The sequence below is a fragment of the Candidatus Krumholzibacteriia bacterium genome (assembly GCA_035268685.1).
Lineage (GTDB): Bacteria > Krumholzibacteriota > Krumholzibacteriia > JAJRXK01 > JAJRXK01 > JAJRXK01.
In genome coordinates this window covers 20,038-36,968 of the sequence record DATFKK010000049.1, presented here as the reverse complement: position 1 = coordinate 36,968, position 16,931 = coordinate 20,038, and the positions used below count along the sequence as shown (strand labels likewise).

Annotated in this window: 12 protein-coding genes; 6 read left to right on the top strand and 6 right to left on the bottom strand. The window is 67.8% G+C overall.

The annotated features are described in order from the left end of the window. Positions 1-127 precede the first annotated feature (127 nt). From VKA86_05385 to VKA86_05375, 3 genes are read left to right on the top strand one after another with little or no spacing between them, the layout of a single operon-like run. The gene (locus VKA86_05385; GenBank protein ID HKK70630.1) at positions 128-673 is read left to right on the top strand and encodes a DJ-1/PfpI family protein; all 546 of its coding nucleotides are present in this window, start codon (positions 128-130) and stop codon (positions 671-673) included. A gap of 1 nt (position 674) precedes the next feature. After that, on the top strand, positions 675-1,754 hold the full coding sequence (locus tag VKA86_05380; GenBank protein ID HKK70629.1) for a hypothetical protein: 1,080 nt from the start codon (positions 675-677) through the stop codon (positions 1,752-1,754). A gap of 44 nt (positions 1,755-1,798) precedes the next feature. Beyond that, entirely contained in the window at positions 1,799-3,415 is a 1,617-nt protein-coding gene (locus VKA86_05375; protein HKK70628.1) for a thiol-activated cytolysin family protein, read from the top strand. 58 nt (positions 3,416-3,473) lie between these two features. Here the strand turns inward: VKA86_05375 and VKA86_05370 are convergent, their stop codons facing one another. From VKA86_05370 to VKA86_05360, 3 genes are all read right to left on the bottom strand, one after another. Then, positions 3,474-6,593, bottom strand: a complete 3,120-nt coding sequence (locus VKA86_05370) for an FG-GAP-like repeat-containing protein (GenBank protein ID HKK70627.1) — start codon at positions 6,591-6,593, stop codon at positions 3,474-3,476. Between the two features lie 150 nt (positions 6,594-6,743). Beyond that, complete coding sequence (locus tag VKA86_05365) at positions 6,744-7,673, bottom strand: DUF3179 domain-containing (seleno)protein (GenBank protein ID HKK70626.1); 930 nt, start codon at positions 7,671-7,673, stop codon at positions 6,744-6,746. A 26-nt stretch (positions 7,674-7,699) separates the two neighbouring features. After that, positions 7,700-8,782, bottom strand: a complete 1,083-nt coding sequence (locus VKA86_05360) for a zinc-dependent alcohol dehydrogenase family protein (GenBank protein ID HKK70625.1) — start codon at positions 8,780-8,782, stop codon at positions 7,700-7,702. 105 nt (positions 8,783-8,887) lie between these two features. Between VKA86_05360 and VKA86_05355 the strand changes: the two genes are divergently transcribed. Further along, positions 8,888-9,676, top strand: a complete 789-nt coding sequence (locus VKA86_05355) for a TIGR01458 family HAD-type hydrolase (protein ID HKK70624.1) — start codon at positions 8,888-8,890, stop codon at positions 9,674-9,676. 392 nt (positions 9,677-10,068) lie between these two features. Continuing rightward, positions 10,069-10,596, top strand: a complete 528-nt coding sequence (locus VKA86_05350; protein ID HKK70623.1) for an ECF-type sigma factor — start codon at positions 10,069-10,071, stop codon at positions 10,594-10,596. On the opposite strand, the gene VKA86_05345 is transcribed toward VKA86_05350, so the two are convergent. Then, complete coding sequence (locus VKA86_05345; protein HKK70622.1) at positions 10,593-11,279, bottom strand: ECF-type sigma factor; 687 nt, start codon at positions 11,277-11,279, stop codon at positions 10,593-10,595. The genes VKA86_05350 and VKA86_05345 overlap by 4 nt on opposite strands. A 276-nt stretch (positions 11,280-11,555) precedes the next feature. Here VKA86_05345 and VKA86_05340 point away from each other — a divergent pair, with 276 nt between their 5' ends. After that, on the top strand, positions 11,556-13,628 hold the full coding sequence (locus VKA86_05340) for a S9 family peptidase (protein HKK70621.1): 2,073 nt from the start codon (positions 11,556-11,558) through the stop codon (positions 13,626-13,628). A gap of 71 nt (positions 13,629-13,699) precedes the next feature. On the opposite strand, the gene VKA86_05335 is transcribed toward VKA86_05340, so the two are convergent. Further along, entirely contained in the window at positions 13,700-15,364 is a 1,665-nt protein-coding gene (locus VKA86_05335; GenBank protein ID HKK70620.1) for a response regulator, read from the bottom strand. Next, on the bottom strand, positions 15,351-16,853 hold the full coding sequence (locus VKA86_05330) for an ATPase domain-containing protein (protein HKK70619.1): 1,503 nt from the start codon (positions 16,851-16,853) through the stop codon (positions 15,351-15,353). Before VKA86_05330 ends, VKA86_05335 begins: the two co-directional genes overlap by 14 nt. Between the last annotated feature and the right edge of the window lie 78 nt (positions 16,854-16,931).

Sequence of the window (16,931 nt, the reverse complement as noted above, 5' to 3'; positions counted from 1 at the left end):
GGCCTGGGGAATCTCCCGATTGCCGGGACCTCCCACCCGTCCGTGATATCCTGAAGATGGGAAGCACATCCGTCCAGTCCCTCGAACCGCCGACCCAGGAGGAGCGACCGTGTCCAGGACCATCCTGATGATCACCGGGGACTTCACCGAGGATTACGAGACCATGGTCCCCTTCCAGGCCCTGCAGGCCATGGGACACACCGTCCACGCCGTGTGTCCTGGCAAGAAGGCCGGCGACACCGTGCCGACCGCCATCCACGACTTCGAAGGCGATCAGACCTATTCCGAGAAGCGCGGCCACGACTTCGCGCTCAGCGCCACCTTCGACGACATCGACCTCGACGACTACGACGCACTGGTGCTACCGGGCGGCCGGGCACCGGAGTACCTGCGTCTGGACGAGCAGGTGATCGCATCCGTGCAGCACTTCTTCGAGAAGAACGAACCCGTGGCCGCGATCTGCCACGCGGCACAGATCCTGGCCGCGGCCGGCGTGCTCGACGGTCGCACCTGCTCGGCCTATCCGGCCTGCGCACCCGAGGTGAAGCTGGCCGGGGGCGAGTACGCCGACATCGAGGTGACCGAGGCGGTGACCGACGGCAACCTGGTGACCGCCCCGGCGTGGCCCGCGCACCCCGCCTGGTTGAAGCAGTTCCACGAACTGCTGAGCTGACGTGACCCGATCCCGACGCCGCCGCGCGCGCTGGTTGCGCGATCTCGACGCCGGTGCCTGGACCGATCTCTCTCTGGTGTCGGCGATCACGGCGGTGCTCGGAATCCGTGGCTACCTGGAGCTGACCGGCTATCCCACCGTGGGCGGCGACGCGTTGCACGTCGCCCACGTCCTGTGGGGTGGTCTGTTGATGCTGGTGGCCCTCGTGCTGCTGTTGACCTTCGTCGGCCGGCGGGTGCGCCCGATCGCCGCCGTCGTCGGCGGGCTGGGCTTCGGCACCTTCATCGACGAGGTCGGCAAATTCCTCACGCACGACAACGACTACTTCTTCCAGCCGGCGGTGGCGATCATCTACGTGGTGTTGGTGCTGCTGTACCTGGGCGCCCGCGCGCTGCAGGTCCGTCGGCCGTCCACGGCCGAGGAACACATGGCCACGGCGCTGCGCGACCTGGACGAAGCGCTCGCCGACGACATGGATGCCCACGAGCGGGCGCGGATCGTCGAGAATCTGGACCATTCCGGCGGACATCCGCTGGCGCGCGTGCTACGCGAACACCTCGAGCGCATCGATCTCGTCCCGAGCGATCGGCCGCGATGGACCCGTCGCGTGCGGCTGTGGGCTCTCGACCTGTACCGCCGGACCGTGCGGTCGCACTGGTTCGGGCGCGGATTGATCGTGTTCTTCCTCGGACAGCTCGTCGTGAAGCTGGGCTACGTCGCAGCGCTGCTCGCCGACGCGTGGCACGGGGCGGGCTCGTTGGGCGACGACCTGCCGGGGACGGTCAGCGGCTGGGGACTGGCCACCAGTTCGGCGCTCTCGGGGGTGCTGGTGGCGGCCGGAGTCCATGCACTCGTCCGGGGCCGCCGCCTCGATGCGCTCCGCCGATTCCAGGCCTCGGTGCTGGTGAGCCTCCTGATCGGCCAGGTCTTCCAGTTCCATCTCGAGCAGTGGTCCGCACTGACGGGCCTGGCCTTCCACCTGGTGGTGTTCAGCGGCCTCCGGTACGCGATCGACCACGAGCAAGACCTGGCCGCAGTCGACATTGCGCACCCCTCGCCCGAATTCCGCATCGATGGGTGAGCCCGTCCCCGAGGGCCCGAACTCCCCCACATACGAGGATCACCATGGAACGCCGATTCCCCGGCGCGCTCGGCCTCTGGGCCGGTCTCGCGCTGCTGTTGACCGCCTGCGGAGGCGACGACGGCAATCCGACCGGCCCCGATGGTTCGGACCAGCCCGTCGCGCCGGAAACCGTGAACCGCTTCGTCGACGAGCTGCCCGACTGGGAGGCACCGCCCGCCGTCGAAGGGGAACCCCAGGTCCTCGACGCCGAAGAGGACTTCGACGGTCAGTCCTACGTCCGCTGCGAAACGGTCGAGTACGACCGGAAGAAGAACTTCGACAACCTGGTCGCGGTGGGCGCCAATGCCACGGCCCTCAAACCCGGCATGCTGGTGCAGGGCCGGGGTGTGCGCGACGGATCGCTGTCGGTGATCGGGTTGCAACGCTCGCCGGTGTCGATCTCGGTCAACCTGGCGCTCGAAGACCCCTCACGCGACGTTGCTGCTCCCAACAGCTCCACTCTCCAGGATGCGATCGCGTCGCTCCAACGCGAGGCCGACACACGGTTGGGTGCGCTCGACGTGGTCCCCGCCGACATCAGCTTCCGGGCGACCGAAGCCTGGTCCTTCGAGCAGGCGATGCTCGATGCCGGGATCAGCTTGAAGTACAGCGGTGTGCTGGCCAGCGGATCGGTCGGATCCTCGATCCGCCAGAGCAGCCAGAGCCAGTCGAAGACGGTCGTGGTGAAGCTCTTCCAGCCCATGTACACGATCTCGTTCGCCGACGACGCCCTGGCCGAACCCGCCGACTTCTTCCACGAAAGCGTCACGCAGGCCGACTTCGACGTTCAGGTACGACTGGGCACCATGGGGCCGTCGAACCAGCCCTGCTACGTGCAGTCGGTCACCTACGGCCGCATGTTGATCTACACGGCGACCAGCACCGAGGCGGAGACCGCCACCGAGCTGCGCGCCTCCCTCGAGGCCTCCTACGGTGCCTACTCGGGCAGTGCGGACCTGACCCAACGTCAGCGCCAGCTCGTGTCGAACTCCACGATCGAGGTCCAGGTCTTCGGCGGCACCCAGGAGGACGCCACCAGCACCCTACGCGACATCGTCAAGAGCGGAGACTATTCGGGCTTCCTGCGACCGGTGCCCTCCACCACCGCGGTACCGTTGAGCTACCGCATCAACGACCTGAAGAACCGTCGGCCCGCCGTGATCGGGGACGCGACCAAGTACTCGATCGAGACCTGTGAGCGCTTCAACGATCTGCGGTTCACCGTGAGCCTCGATCGGATCGAGATCATCAACGGCGGTGAGGACGAGCAGACCTTCGACATCGAGTCGCAGGTCAGCGCCGACGACGACAACTTCTGGTTGCTCCACGTCTCCGGCCGGCGGTTCGAACGGAACGAGCTCGAGGACATCGGCGAAACGGCGATCTTCGAGTTCAACGCCACCCCCGAGAGCCAACTCGAATTCTACCTGGCCGACTTCGGCAACCCCGAGACGGGCCGCGGCAGTTGGTCGGGAGAGAAGACCTTCGACTTCCCCTTTGCCTTCGAGAACAACCCGCACACGTTCACCATGTTCTACACGACCACCGACGACCAGTTCAGGAACACGTCGATCGAAGTGTACTTCACCGTGGAGCGGCAGTTGATCAATCTGCCGTGATGGTGCCCGTGGGCGGATTGCGACGAGGCCTCCGACGTCGGTCGGAGGCCTCGTTCGTTCAGCGCACCAGCGTCGCGCGGCGGGTGAGGCGCTCGATGCCCACCTCGAGCACGATCACGTAGTTCCCCGAGGCGACCGGACGGCCGGCTTCGTCACGACCGTCCCAGACACGCTCGACGACGCCGGCCTCGAAGCCCTGTCCGCGGATCAACGACCGCACCGTGCGGCCCCGGAGGTCGACGATCCACAGGTCGACCGAGGCCGGCGCGGGGAGTTCGAAGCGGATCGTCGTCCGGGGGTTGAAGGGATTCGGAGACGGTGCACGCAGCGCGAGACGCTCGGGCCGCGGAGGACCGTCGCCCACGGCCGTGACCACGGGGAGGCCGAGCGTGTGACGGGTATCGATCGCAGGCGCGACCAGCCGCGCATGCGCTCCCGTCGCCGCGTGCACGACCAGGCTGTCGACCGAGGCCACCGGACCCAACCCGAAGTGCACGACGTGCGAGTTCTGACCGAGATAGCCGGAACCCGCACCGACCTCCCGGACCTGCACCAGGCCGGCGGCGTGGCACTCCACCCGCGTGCTCCCGACCGCGAGTCCGTACTGCGGACTCCGGACCTCGAGCTGGATCCAGTGGTTGCCGGTGTTCAGGTCGTTGCGCACGAGGACGTTGCCCGTGCCGTGATTGGCCAGGTACAGATCGAGCTCGCCATCGTTGTCATAGTCGGCCCATGCCGCACCCCGCGTGTCGTTCGTGTCGGCGAGGGGGCCGGTGGCGACGTCGGTGAACACGCCGCCTCCGTCGTTGCGCAGCAACTGATTCGGGCCTTGCTGGGTGACGTAGCAGTCGAGGTCGGCGTCGTTGTCGTAGTCGGCCCACGCCACGTTCCAGCTCAGGCCACCGGCCGGGATCGGCCCCGACGACACGTCGATCCACACTCCCGGCCCGTCGTTGCGGAAGAGCTGGTTGCTCTGTCCGTAGTTGACCACGAAGAGGTCGAAGTCGCCGTCGTTGTCGTAGTCACCGAAGGCGGCACCGAAACTGTTGCCGATGGTGTCGATCGGAGGCTGGGCGACGTTCGCGAAGAACAGACCGCCGTCGTTGCGGCACAAGCGGTTCGGCTGACCACTCGCCGAGGTCAGGTACGCGTCCTGGTCCCCGTCGAGGTCGACATCGCACCAGATCACGGCGACCTGGTCGCCCGGGTCGAACACCGCTGGAGGGCTGACGTCGACGAAGTTCAACGGCGCGCTCCAGTCGTACAGCGCGTTCGGCATCCCGACGGCCTGCGCCAGCGCTAGTTCGAGGTAGCCGTCTCCGTCGGCGTCGACCCACGAGGCCGAACTGCCCGTACCGGGGTCGTCGATCGGGGGCAGCGACACGTCGGCGAAGCCCAGCGGATGGTCGTTACGGACCAGTCGATTCGGAACGCCGTGATCGACCAGGTACAGGTCGGGATCGCCATCGGCGTCGTAGTCACCCCACACGGCTCCGTGGTTCGGTCCCGTGTCCTGCGTGGCCGGCGCAGCGACCACCGTCCACGTTCCCGACTGGTTCGCGAACAACACGTTCGGCGCACCGTCCTGGGTCAGGTAGAGATCGTCGTCCCCGTCACCGTCGAAGTCGGCCCAGGCCACGGCCATGCTGTTCCCGGCCTGGGCGAGTGGTCCGCTCGTGGCATCGACCCAGGGTTGGACCTGCAGCGACGAGATCGCGGCCTTCACGTCGGGCCGCGGGCCGATGTGGCCAGCGGGAGGAATCACCTGCGGCGTGCCCGTGTTGATCAAGGTCTGCCGCAGCAGCGCCGGCGACAACGTGCCTCCCACGTTCGACCGGTACCACCCGAGAACGCAGGCCATCGCTCCGGCCACGACCGGCGACGCCGCGCTCGTTCCGTCGAAGACGGCGGTATAGTCGTCGTTCGTGCCGCCGTTGTGGAGATCGCCGTAGGCACAGGTCGCGACGTCCTCGCCCCAGCCCTGCAGGTCGAAGCGTGGGCCGTAGCTCGAGAACCCCAGGCGTTGCCGGTCGCCGTTCGGATGCGTGCCCCCGGTGTAAGCACCGCCGGCACCGACGACGATCGCGCCGCTGTCGCCGAGCCAGGCCAGGGTTCCGGTGTCCACGCCACCGTTGCCACCGGCCTCGACCACGTGGACACCGTTCGTGACCGCGTTCTGGATCGCTGCGTACACACTGTTGAAGGTCTGGGCGTACGGTTGCGTACTGGTGTACCACTCCACCGGGACGTAGTTGAGCGTGTTTCCCGTGTAGGACCACTGTTGTTCGATCAGGATGATGTCGTCGGCGGAGAGACTGTTCAGCGCGACGATCATGGCGCCACCGGGATTCCACGAGGCCGGGAGACCATAGTTGGTCCCGCAGGTGAGCAACTGTGCGCCGAACGCGATCCCCGTGACGCCGCTTCCGTTCGCGTCGGCCGCCAGAACGCCGGCCACGGCCGTCCCGTGCCGCGTGTCGTTGAAGGGATCGACCACGTTCGAGTTGATCTGCGCGCTCGCGAGCTGCGACAGGTCGACGTGCGCGGTGTTCCAGCTGTACTCGAGATCGCAGATCGTGATGCCCGTGCCGTCGCCACCGGCTCGGCTCCAGGCGTGCAGAGCATCGATGCCGGCGGGTGTCGACGTCGACGGCTGCAGATAGCCCTGGCTCGACTGCAGATCCGGCGCCGGAAGTTCCGGCGGCAGGGGAACGGGACGCGCAGCGATCACGAAGGGGAGCTCCTCGAGCACGAGGCCGACGTCCCATGCGGTGCTGAGCGGACTGCCGAAACGCAGCCGGAACACGTTGTTCAGGTTGTACACGTCCTCGCCGCTGGCGAGTTCGCCTTCCAGTTCCCAGATGTCGAGCGTCGCCTCGGGCACCGAGGTTTCCAGCCGGCTCCACTCCCGGAAGTCCAGCTCGAGCATCATGAGCGCGTCGTCGATCAGCTGCACGAGGCCCGGATCGCCCGGCGGAGCATCCAGATCGGTCACCACGCCATCACGCAGCCGGATGTGCGTATCGTCCGCGAACAGGATCTCCACGTGGTCGAGTTCGGCGGGATAGCTGTCGGGAGGAGGGTACTGGGCGTGGGCAGGAAGGGTCGCGAGACAGAAGAGGAACAGGACGACGGCCGCGCACGAGAATCCGGCGCGGCCGACATTCGCCCGACGCATGGATCGCCTCCCAGCGCTGAGACCCGGTCCCGCGCTCACCGCGGGATCTTTGCTTCAGGCTAGCAGCCGCGATTCAGGGCATCTGCGTTGCAGTTGCATCATATCGGACGACGCCGAGGGCACGGCGCGAGCGGGCCCTCGGACGAAGCCTCACCACACCTCGCTGTCCTCGTTCACATGGACCCAGGTGTACCAGTACGTGTCGAAGCCCTCGATCGGACGAACGGTTTCGACCGAACCGTCGTCGACCGCGTCCAGGGCCGTCGCCGCGTCCTCGGCGGCGTCCACGGGAACTGCCGCCACACGTGTCGACGCGAACACCGATGCGCCTGGTGGACGGTGGAACACGAGAGCCACGTCGCCGCGCTCCACGATCCGCCCACCCTCCACCGACGAATGGGTGACCACGATCGGCTGTCCCTCCCACCAGAACGCGTACACCGGCTCCTTCGCCGGCAGGCGGGTGTCGGACACCTCGAGGTCGCGGAAGGTTCCGTCGCCCTCGATGTAGTTGCCGTAGGGATTGTTCGAGACGTGCTCCTGACCCTGCACGCTCAATACCTGCGTGTCGGGATGCTCAGCACGCCATGCGTCCCATCGCATCTTTTCGCTCACCGGCAGTTCCGTGACCTCGGCCCCTTCCATCTCACCACCGATGGCGCTCGAGCTCATCAGCGACCACCAGCTGTCCGTCTGGACGTCGCGCATCACGAGCGACGCTCCCTCGAGTGCGCCGGAGGCCTCGAAATCCAGTTCACGATCTTCGAATCTGCGGTCGTACACGACGGCCGTATTGGCCAGCGGTCACCACACCGCGGCGATCGGGCGATCGCCGACGCGGTCGTTCACCACTTCGTGGCGATTCAACAGGTTCAGGCTGTAGGCGCGGGCCTCGCCGTCGACGACGACCCCGAGGACCCAGGCGTCGTCGGGAATCTCGGCCTCGTCCGCGGGCACGAACGACGGCTCGAACACGGCGGCGATGCGACCGCGGGGCAGGATCTGCTGGACCCCGTCGGGGGGGACGGCCACCGCGATCTCGGCGGACAGGATCAGGACTACGAGCAACAGGGAGCGCATGGTGCCTCCGGAAAAAGGGGAACGCCTCACCTCCGGGAGAGGCCTGTACTCGGACTACCCCCACCAGGGGTGACGTGTGACGAGCCGATTCGGAGCACCTTCGCGCCGCGACCTCCACCTCGGCGCAGCTCCACCAACGCGCGGTTGGCCTGGTCGAGAGGATAGGTGCGGACCTCGGAGCGGATCCCCGACCGTGCGGCCACCTCGAGGAAAGAGCGTACGTCGTCGCGCGTGACGTTTGCCACGCTCTTGATCTCTTTCTCCATCCACAGGTGTTCGGCGTAGTCCAGGCCGGCCAGCCGCGCGGCGTCGGTCGACTCCTTGCGGATGGCGTTGATCACCAGCCGGCCGCCCGGCTCGAGCGCCGCCAGGGCCGCGACGACGGGGGTCCACGCCGGAGTCGTGTCGATGATCGCGTGCAGGGGCAGCGGCGGCGCGTCCTCGGTCCCACCGACCCAGTCGGCGCCGAGCTCGCGAGCGAAGGCGCGGCTCGCCCGGCCGCGGGCGAAGACGAAGATCTCGCTGCCGGGAAAGCAGGCGCGCGCCAGCTCCAGCACCAGGTGCCCCGACGCACCGAAGCCGGTCAAGCCCAGCCGCTGGCCGTCGTGCAAGCCGGTCAGCGCGAGGGCTCGGTGTCCGATCGCGCCGGCGCACAGCAATGGGGCCGCGTGCACATCGTCGAACGCGGCGGGAATCGAGTGGACGAAAGCAGCGGGCGCGGTCATGAGCTCGGCGTACCCACCGTGGGCGTCACGTCCGGTCGCACGGAAGGCGACGCACAGGTTCTCGAGGCCGGCACGACACCGGGCACAGGTGCCACACGCCGAGAAGATCCAGGCCACGCCGACGCGTTCGCCCACCGCCACACCCCGAACGTCGTCGCCGACCGACACGACCCGGCCCACGACCTGATGACCGGGAACGACCGGCAGCCGGAGGGGCGGTGTCCGTCCCTCGATCTCGTCGAGCTCGGTGTGACAGACCCCGCAGGTCGACACCGCCACGAGAACGTCGCCCGGACCGGGGACGGGATCGGCCACTTCGGCCGCGGTCAGCGGCCGGGGGTCGTCGGCGATCGAAACGATCCGCTCGAGGAGCATGGCCTTCATCGCAGCACACCTCCGAAGGGTTGATCGCGAGCCTGCGTCCGACGACCCTAGCGCCTGTGGCCCGTCCGAGCCATGATCCGCCCACACCGCCCCCCGGAGGTCCGCATGCCTCACCCCCTGCCCGGTCTGCTGCTCGACATCGACGGTGTGCTCACCTCCGGATCCGAGCCCGTCGACGGCGCACCGGCGGCTCTCCGCGCGCTGCGGGCAGCCGGTCACCCCCTCCGGCTGGTCACGAACACCACGTCGCGCTCGCGCGCGGTGCTCGCGCGTCAGCTCCGCGATGGTGGTTTCGACATCGACGACGACGAGATCCTGAACCCCATGGTCGCCGCCTCGCGGTGGCTCCGCGAACAGGAACGCGAACCGGCGGCCCTGTTCGTTCCGGAGACCGCGCGCGAGGACTTCCGGGGCGTCGAGCAGAGCGAAGAGGACGTGCGCGCGGTGGTGATCGGCGACCTCCGCGAGGCCTGGACCTACGACACCATGAACCGGATCCTCCGACTGCTCCTCGAGGCTCCCGATCGCACGCTGGTCGCGCTCGGGGGCACCCGCTACTGGCGTGCCCGCGACGGATGGCGCCTCGATGTCGGACCCTTCGCCGCTGCCTTCGAAATGGCCACCAGCCGACCGGCGAAGATCCTCGGCAAGCCCGCCGCCGACTTCTTCCACCTGGGGTGCAGCGCGGTCGATCGCGCGCCGCCGAACGTGGTCATGGTGGGCGACGACATCCGTTCCGATGTCGGGGGTGCACTCGAGGCCGGGCTCCGGGCGATCCAGGTCCGGACCGGCAAGTTCCGGGCAGCGGACCTCGACGAGCCCATCGACCCGACCACGGTGCTCGATTCGATCGCGGACCTTCCCACCTTCCTCGCCGAGAACCAAGGGCTGTGAACGAACAACAGTGTGATCACTTCACGCTGTTACGAACGAACAGGCAAATGCGCCGAAATCCACGGTTTCCTGGATTTCGGGTGGCACATTCCGGTGCCCGTCTGCGGAAGACTCCATAGAGGAGTGCCCCGCTGCGGATCGGCGCTCGTCTCCGGTCGAGCATGCCGTGGCAGAACCGGAGATCCCATGGGACACCGCCTCCGTTGGGTACGATCGAGGGTTCTTGGACGGCGGCAGAGGCCACCGTCTTCACGGGCCGGCTGGCATTCATGGGAGCCATGCCGGCCGGCCCGACCCCGCCCGACCACATCCCCGCTCCACGCGGTGGTCCTCGGCAGGAATCCGGGCTAGGCTGGAAGGGCGTATCCACGCCCTTCATCCCATCGGCTCCCGTGTCCCAAGATCCACGCCCGCCCAACTTCGACGACGACGAGACCCTTCTCGCCGTCTACGACGAGATGCGCGTGATCGCACGCCGTCGCGTGCGGCAGTACGGGGCCGACTCCCTGCAGCCGACCGAACTCGCCAACGAGGCCTACACCCGCTTCGGGAAGAAGGGGCATCGCTGGAGCAACCGCAGTCACCTGCTGCGGATCGCGGCTCGCACCATGCGCGACGTGTTGGTCGAGCGCGCCCGGCGCAAGGCGAGCCTGAAGCGCGGCGGGGATTGGGAGCGGGTCGACTGGGAGTCGGCCGCACGGGTCGCGGTCGATCACCCCGACGAACTGATCATGCTCGACGAGGCAATGGAACGGTTGGATGAGGAGTCGCCGGAAGCCGCCGAGGTGGTCCGGCTCAAGTTCTTCGCCGGACTGACCAGCGAGGAAGCGGCGTCGATCCTCGAGATCTCGCGGCGCTCGGTCGAGCGACGCTGGGCCTTCGCGCGCGCCTGGTTGTATCGGATCCTGGCCGAGGACTAGCTCCCCTTCTCGTCGTCGCCGAGTTCACGGGCGAGCCAGCGCCGTGCAGCCGCCCAGTCGCCGTCGACGGTGCGCTTCGAGACTCCCAGTGCCTCGGCGATCTCGTCGATGGTCATTCCTCCGAACAGGCGCATCTCGGCCACCTTCGCGCCGCGCTCATCGAGTTCCGTGAGGCGACGGAGAGCATCGTCGAGCAGCAGCAACTCCAACTCGCGGCCCTCGTCGGTGATCAGCTCCTCGACCAGGGTCACCCGCTGCTGATCGCCGCCCCGCTTCTCGGCACGGTGCGAGCGGGCATGGTCGACGAGGATCTGACGCATGCAGCGCGCCGCGATTCCCAGGAAGTGCGCCCGGTCGGCCGCGCCCGATCCCCCCGTGTCGACCAGGCGGATGTACGCCTCGTGCACGAGAGCCGTCGGTTGGAGGGTGTGGTCGACGCGCTCCCGCGCCATGAGGCTGCGCGCGGTCCGGTGCAGCTCGTCGTAGACGAGTGCGAAGATCTCTTCGCTCAACCGGGTACGGGCCTCGGTCTCGTCCTCGAGACGGCGCAGGAGCTGGGTCACACGGGCGCGGGCGGCATCTTCCATGGTGAAATCGTAGCAGATCCTCCCCGAATCGGCGCCTCCGAAGCCGCTCCGCCCACGACTCGTGGGGGGCGCGCCGTAGGGGACGGAGTGGAGCATGGACCCCACCGGCCCACAACGTCCCGAGGTTGACCGATGGTTGTGCCTCCAAGATTGTGCATTGCGCGAGCGAGGCCTCCGCCCGGGTGTCGTGACCCCGTCATTCGCTCGATTCGTCATCCGTCCGTGACACTTCCTGTCCCGGGTGTCGAACACTGGAGGGGCTGAGCTCGTCGTGCACAATCTCCGAGGCACCATGGAATCTTTTTCCATGACGCGCGCGTAGGAATCGGGTTCTGTCCTGCATCCACCCGCGCCCCTCGAGGAGAACACTCCATGCGACGAATCCCCGCACCCGGGCTCTGGATCCTGCCGCTGGCGGCCTCGATCCTGCTCGCGCCCGGATCATTCGCCCTCGCCGACGACCACGGAGACGACGGTTTGCCACCCTTGCTCGATCGCGAACTCTTCTTCGGAGATCCCGAGATCTCCGGCTCGCAACTCTCGCCCGACGGCGCGTGGATGACCTTCCTCAAGCCCTACGAGGGCGCGCGCAACATCTGGATCAAGCGCGCCGAGGAACCCTTCGACACCGCCCGGCCGTTGACGGCCGACGACCGTCCCGTGCCCGGCTACTTCTGGAGCCGCGACAGCGAGCACGTCCTCTACGTGCAGGACAAGGACGGCGACGAGAATTTCCACGTGTGGGCGGTGGATCCGGGCGATGACCGCGATCCCGACACCGGCGTGCCGCCGGCGCGCAACCTGACCCCGGTCGAGGGTGCCCGTGCGTCGATCTACTCGGTGCCGAAGAACACGCCCGACATCATCATCGTGGGCCTGAACGATCGCGATCCGCGCTTCAGCGACGTCTACGCCGTCGAGATCGCCACCGGTGAACGCAAGCTGGTGCGCAAGAACGAGGACGCCATCGGCAGCTGGGTCTTCGACCTCGACGGCCGCCTGCGCCTGGCCACCCGGCAGACTCCGAGCGGAGGCACCGAGCTGCTGCGCGTCGACCTGCAGGGCTACACCAAGCTCCACGAGTCGACCTACCAGGAGACCCTGTACCCCTCGAGCTTCCGCCCCGACGGCCAGCACGTCTACATGGTCAGCAACATGGGCGACGACGTGGATCTGAGCCGCCTCATGCTGATGGACATCGAGACCGGCGACATGGAGCTGGTCGAGAGCGACCCCGAGAACGAGGTCGACTTCGGCGGCGCCTTCTTCCACCCCGAGACCGACGAGCTGATGGCCACGACCTACGTCGGCGACCGCCAGCGCGTGTACCCGCAGACCGACGAGGCCGAGCGGCTCTGGAAGCGCATGGAGGCCGCCCTTCCCGACGGAGAGATCTCGCCCACGAGCATGACGCGCGACATGAGCAGGATGCTCGTGGCCGTCTACAGCGACGTCGATCCGGGTTCGGTGTACCTCTTCGACACCAAGAGCGGCGACGCCACGCTGCAGTACCGTTCGCGTCCCGACCTGCCGAGCGAACACCTCGCACCCATGGAGCCGGTGACCTTCACCGCCCGCGACGGCATGGAGATCCACGGCTACCTCACCGTGCCGCAGGGCGTCGAGCCGGAGAAGCTGCCGACCGTGATGTACATCCACGGCGGTCCGTGGGCGCGCGACACCTGGGGCTACGACCCCTACGCGCAGTTCCTGGCCAACCGCGGCTACGCCGTCATGCAGGTGAACTACCGCTCGAGCACCGGCTACGGGAAGCAGTACCTGAACGCCGGCAACCGCGAGTGGGGCATCGGCGCCATGCAGCACGACATCACCGACGCCGTGCGGTACCTGGTCGACCGCGGCGTGGCCGACCCCGAGCGCGTGGGGATCTACGGCGGCAGCTACGGCGGCTACGCCACGCTGGCCGGCGTGACCTTCACCCCCGACCTCTACGCCTGCGGGATCCCCTACGTGGGCCCGTCGAACCTGATCACGCTGATCGAGAGCTTCCCCGAGTACTGGAAGCCCTTCCTCGAGGGCAGCTGGTACAAGCGCGTGGGCAATCCCGCGGTCGAGAGCGACCGTCTGGACCTGATCGCGCGTTCGCCGCTGTTCCACGTCGACCGGATCGAAGCTCCGCTCCTCGTGGTGCACGGCGCCAACGACCCTCGCGTGAAGCAGCACGAGAGCGATCAGATCGTCACGGCGCTGCGCAAGAAGGGCAAGCCGGTGGAGTACGTCGTGGCACCCGACGAGGGCCACGGCTTCCGGGCTCCGAACAACCGCAAGGCCCTGGCCGTGGCCATGGAGAAATTCCTGGCCAAGCACCTGGGCGGCCGCGTGCAGGACGAGGTGCGTCCGTCGACCCAGGGCCGTCTGGACGAGATCACCGTGGATGTGAGCACGGTGACCGTGGACCTGCCGGAGACGCAGGGCGAGCGCTGAGCCGCCGAGGAGCTACCACGAAAGGGGGCGGGCCCGGACGGCTCGCCCCCTTCGCGTTCACCATCGCCCGCTCAGGACGACTCGGCCGCCGAGGCCGAAGGGCTCGCCGGAACGCCCTCGCCCGCGACCTCGCGGATCACGCGGATCAAATCGGACATCGGGGCGTGCTTCGACACGAAGCGACGTGCACCGGCCTTCTTCATGGCCTCGACGACCTTCGGGTCGTCCTGCACGGACAGTCCGATCACCCGCACGTCGGGCCAGCGGTCGAGGATCTCACGCGTGGCCTCGACGCCGTCGACCAACGGCATCTGGAAGTCCATGACGATCACGTCGGGACGGCCGCGCTCGACCATGGCCACGGCGTCGCGACCGTTGGCGGCCTCTCCCACCACCTCGATGCCAGGCTGTTCGTCGAGGGCGACGGCGATGCCTTCGCGGATCACGTCGTGGTCGTCGGCGATCTGGACACGCACGACCGGTGTGTCGCCCGGCTGCCGGCTCGCGGTCGGCGCATCGGCTTCCGTGGGTTCACGACTCTCGATCGGAATCGAGAACCGGAACCGCCCTCCCCCGGTCGACGTGGTGTCGACGTCCATGCGCCCGCCCAGGGCCTCGATCCGATCCCGGATGTGGGCCAGGCCGAATCCGTGCCGTTCCTCGAGAGCTCGTTCGACCGTCTGGAGATCGAATTCCGATCCCCCGTCGCTGATCTCGACGATCAGCGTGTCGCGCCGGCTGTCGACCGAGATCCCCGCCTCCATCGAGCCCGAGTGCTTGATCGCGTTCATCAGCAGTTCACGCGCGGAATTGAGGAGGAAGGAGCGCGTGGTCTCGGACACCGTCGGCAGTTCCTGGCCGAGGCCCAACGTCACCCGCAGACCGTGGTGCTCCTGGAACCAACCGCGTAGCCACTCCATGTTCCGACCCAGATCGGCGTTCGACAGGACCGGTGGGCTCAGCTCGTGCGACAGCGTGCGGGCGCCGACCATGCTCTCGCGCAGGATCGAATCGATCTTCTCGATCCGCTCGAGCAGTTCTTCCGGGGCCTTCGAGCGCAACTGACCGATCTGCATGTGCGCGGCCAGCAGGAGTTGCTGCAGGCCGTCGTGCAGGACCTCGGCGAGCCGTTGACGCTCCCGGCGCTCGGCATCGCCCAGTTGTACCGCCAGGCGTCGCATGCCGTCGGCCCGCTTCTCGGCCAGCGCCGTGCGCTTGCGGACACGCTGTTCGAGCGTCTCGGTCAACTTGGCCAACGCCGCGCGGCTCTCCTCGAGTTCGACCTCACGGCGGCGCCGGGCGCGGAGTTCCTCGCCGATCGCCATCTGCCGCCGACGGGCCTCGAGCGCCGAACGGACCGCCGAAACCAGTGTCGCTCGGTGCAGGGGGCGCCGGAGCATCGTGACGTGCGTCGAGCCCTCGACCTCTTCGAAGACTTCGTATCCCTCGATCGCCCCCCGATCCCGCGACATGATCAGGATCAGCGGGACGTCCGACCACGCCGGCTGGACCGCGAGCCGGGCACTGAGGGCTCGCTGGGCAACGGGCGTGAGGGCCTCCTCGGTCACGAGGGCGGCGCCGGTGCTCTCGTCGATCCGCGCACACAGATCGTGCACGTCACGGCAGACGGCGGTCGTCAGACCGCTCTCGGCCAGGACCCGGGCCGCCATGGTGGCGTCGGAAGCCGCCGACGACACGATCAGCACCGGACTGTTCGACGTGTCAGATCCGATCATCGTCGCGGCCCTCCCCGCGCTCGGGGATGTCATCGGAGACGTACTCCGGGGACCCACTCAGAACGCCCCGGAAGTTCCTCAGGGGCTCTCCCACGTGGATACCTCGCGGCCCGAGCTTCATTTCGCGGATGGTGTGCTCGTGCCCGCCTCCGCGGTTCTTGTACACGGAGATACAACGGCGGACCTCGCCGGCGTACTCGAAGTGCCGGAAGTAGAGGACCGCGTCGGAGATGTAGCTGAGATCCTCCACTGTGGAGGCGACCGCGCCGAGCGCGCCATGCTCGGCGAGGATCGACAGGACCGTCACCCCGTGCGATCCCAGGTAGCTCGACAACTCGTGCAGGTGGACCAGCAGCATCCGCTCGTCGGCCATGGCGTGGACGTACCCGTTGAGGCTGTCGATCACCAGCAACCGGATGCCGCGCTCTTCGACGTCCCGCCGGATCCGATGGCTGAACTCGCCGGGCGTGAGTTCGGCCGGGTCGATCTCGATAACATCGATCCGACCCTCTTCGGCGTGCCTCCGCACGTCGATCCCCAGGCTCTCGGTCCTCTTCAACAGCATGCCACGCGACTCGTCGAAGACGCAGATGGTCGACGACTCCCCACGCTCGGCGGCCGCCACTGCGAACTGCGCCGCCAGCGTGGACTTGCCACCACCGGTGGACCCCTGGAACAACACGCTCGAGCCGCGCACGATCCCGTCGCCGATGAGTTCGTCCAGCCCTGCCACCCCACTGCACAGACGGTCGTCGGCCACCTCGTCGCGCTGGCCGTTCTGCTCGATACGCGGGAAGACACGGATCCCGCCCCGCTGGATCCGGAAGTCGTGGTAGCCCGACCGGAAGTCCGTGCCCCGGAGCTTGCGCACGCGAACGCGCCGACGATCGGGACCGTAGTTGCGTGGGACCTGCTCGAGATCGACGAGCCCGTTCACGACGCTCGCCAGCGTGGAGACGTCGGCACTCGCATCGTCGAACAGCAGGCTCGTGCACCCCATCTCGGTGAGAAAGCGGGTCAGCGACAGCAGCTCGCGACGGAACGCGCGCGGTTCGGCGGCCAACAGGCGCAGTTCGGTGAGCGAGTCCAGGACCAGCCGATCGGGCCGGGCCTCGTCGACTGCCTTCGCCAGGGTGTCGAGCGTGCGCGGGAACGCGACCTCGTTCACGTGGAAGAGCGACTGCTCGCCCTCCTCGCCGAGGATCTCGCCGGTGTCGAGATAGTGGACGTCGACACCGTCGAGCGACCAACCATGGCCGCGCGCCATGAATTCGATCTGTCCCACCGTCTCGCAGTTCGTGACGTACAGAGCCTTCTCGCCCCGCCGCGCGCCTTCCATGGCGAACTGCATGCCCAGCGTGGTCTTTCCCGAACCGGGCTGCCCGTGCACCAGATAGGAGTGCCCCGGCGGGAGGCCGCCGTGCAGGATATCGTCGAGGCCGTGAAGGCCGGAGGGCACGCGTGGGTCGTCGGTCGTGGAGGTCGACATGGTTCTGCGTTCGCTCGAGGTGGTTCTGCCTGACACGGGGGGAGCCGGGAAGAGGTTAGCACTTCGACACCCCGGTAC

Coding starts and splice junctions, on each gene's coding strand:
- VKA86_05340 (HKK70621.1), top strand. CDS start 11,556: ATGCGACGAATCCCCGCACCCGGGCTCTGGATCCTGCCGCTGGCGGCC.
- VKA86_05360 (HKK70625.1), bottom strand. CDS start 8,782: ATGAAGGCCATGCTCCTCGAGCGGATCGTTTCGATCGCCGACGACCCC.
- VKA86_05355 (HKK70624.1), top strand. CDS start 8,888: ATGCCTCACCCCCTGCCCGGTCTGCTGCTCGACATCGACGGTGTGCTC.
- VKA86_05375 (HKK70628.1), top strand. CDS start 1,799: ATGGAACGCCGATTCCCCGGCGCGCTCGGCCTCTGGGCCGGTCTCGCG.
- VKA86_05335 (HKK70620.1), bottom strand. CDS start 15,364: ATGATCGGATCTGACACGTCGAACAGTCCGGTGCTGATCGTGTCGTCG.
- VKA86_05385 (HKK70630.1), top strand. CDS start 128: ATGATCACCGGGGACTTCACCGAGGATTACGAGACCATGGTCCCCTTC.
- VKA86_05330 (HKK70619.1), bottom strand. CDS start 16,853: ATGTCGACCTCCACGACCGACGACCCACGCGTGCCCTCCGGCCTTCAC.
- VKA86_05345 (HKK70622.1), bottom strand. CDS start 11,279: ATGCTCCACTCCGTCCCCTACGGCGCGCCCCCCACGAGTCGTGGGCGG.
- VKA86_05370 (HKK70627.1), bottom strand. CDS start 6,593: ATGCGTCGGGCGAATGTCGGCCGCGCCGGATTCTCGTGCGCGGCCGTC.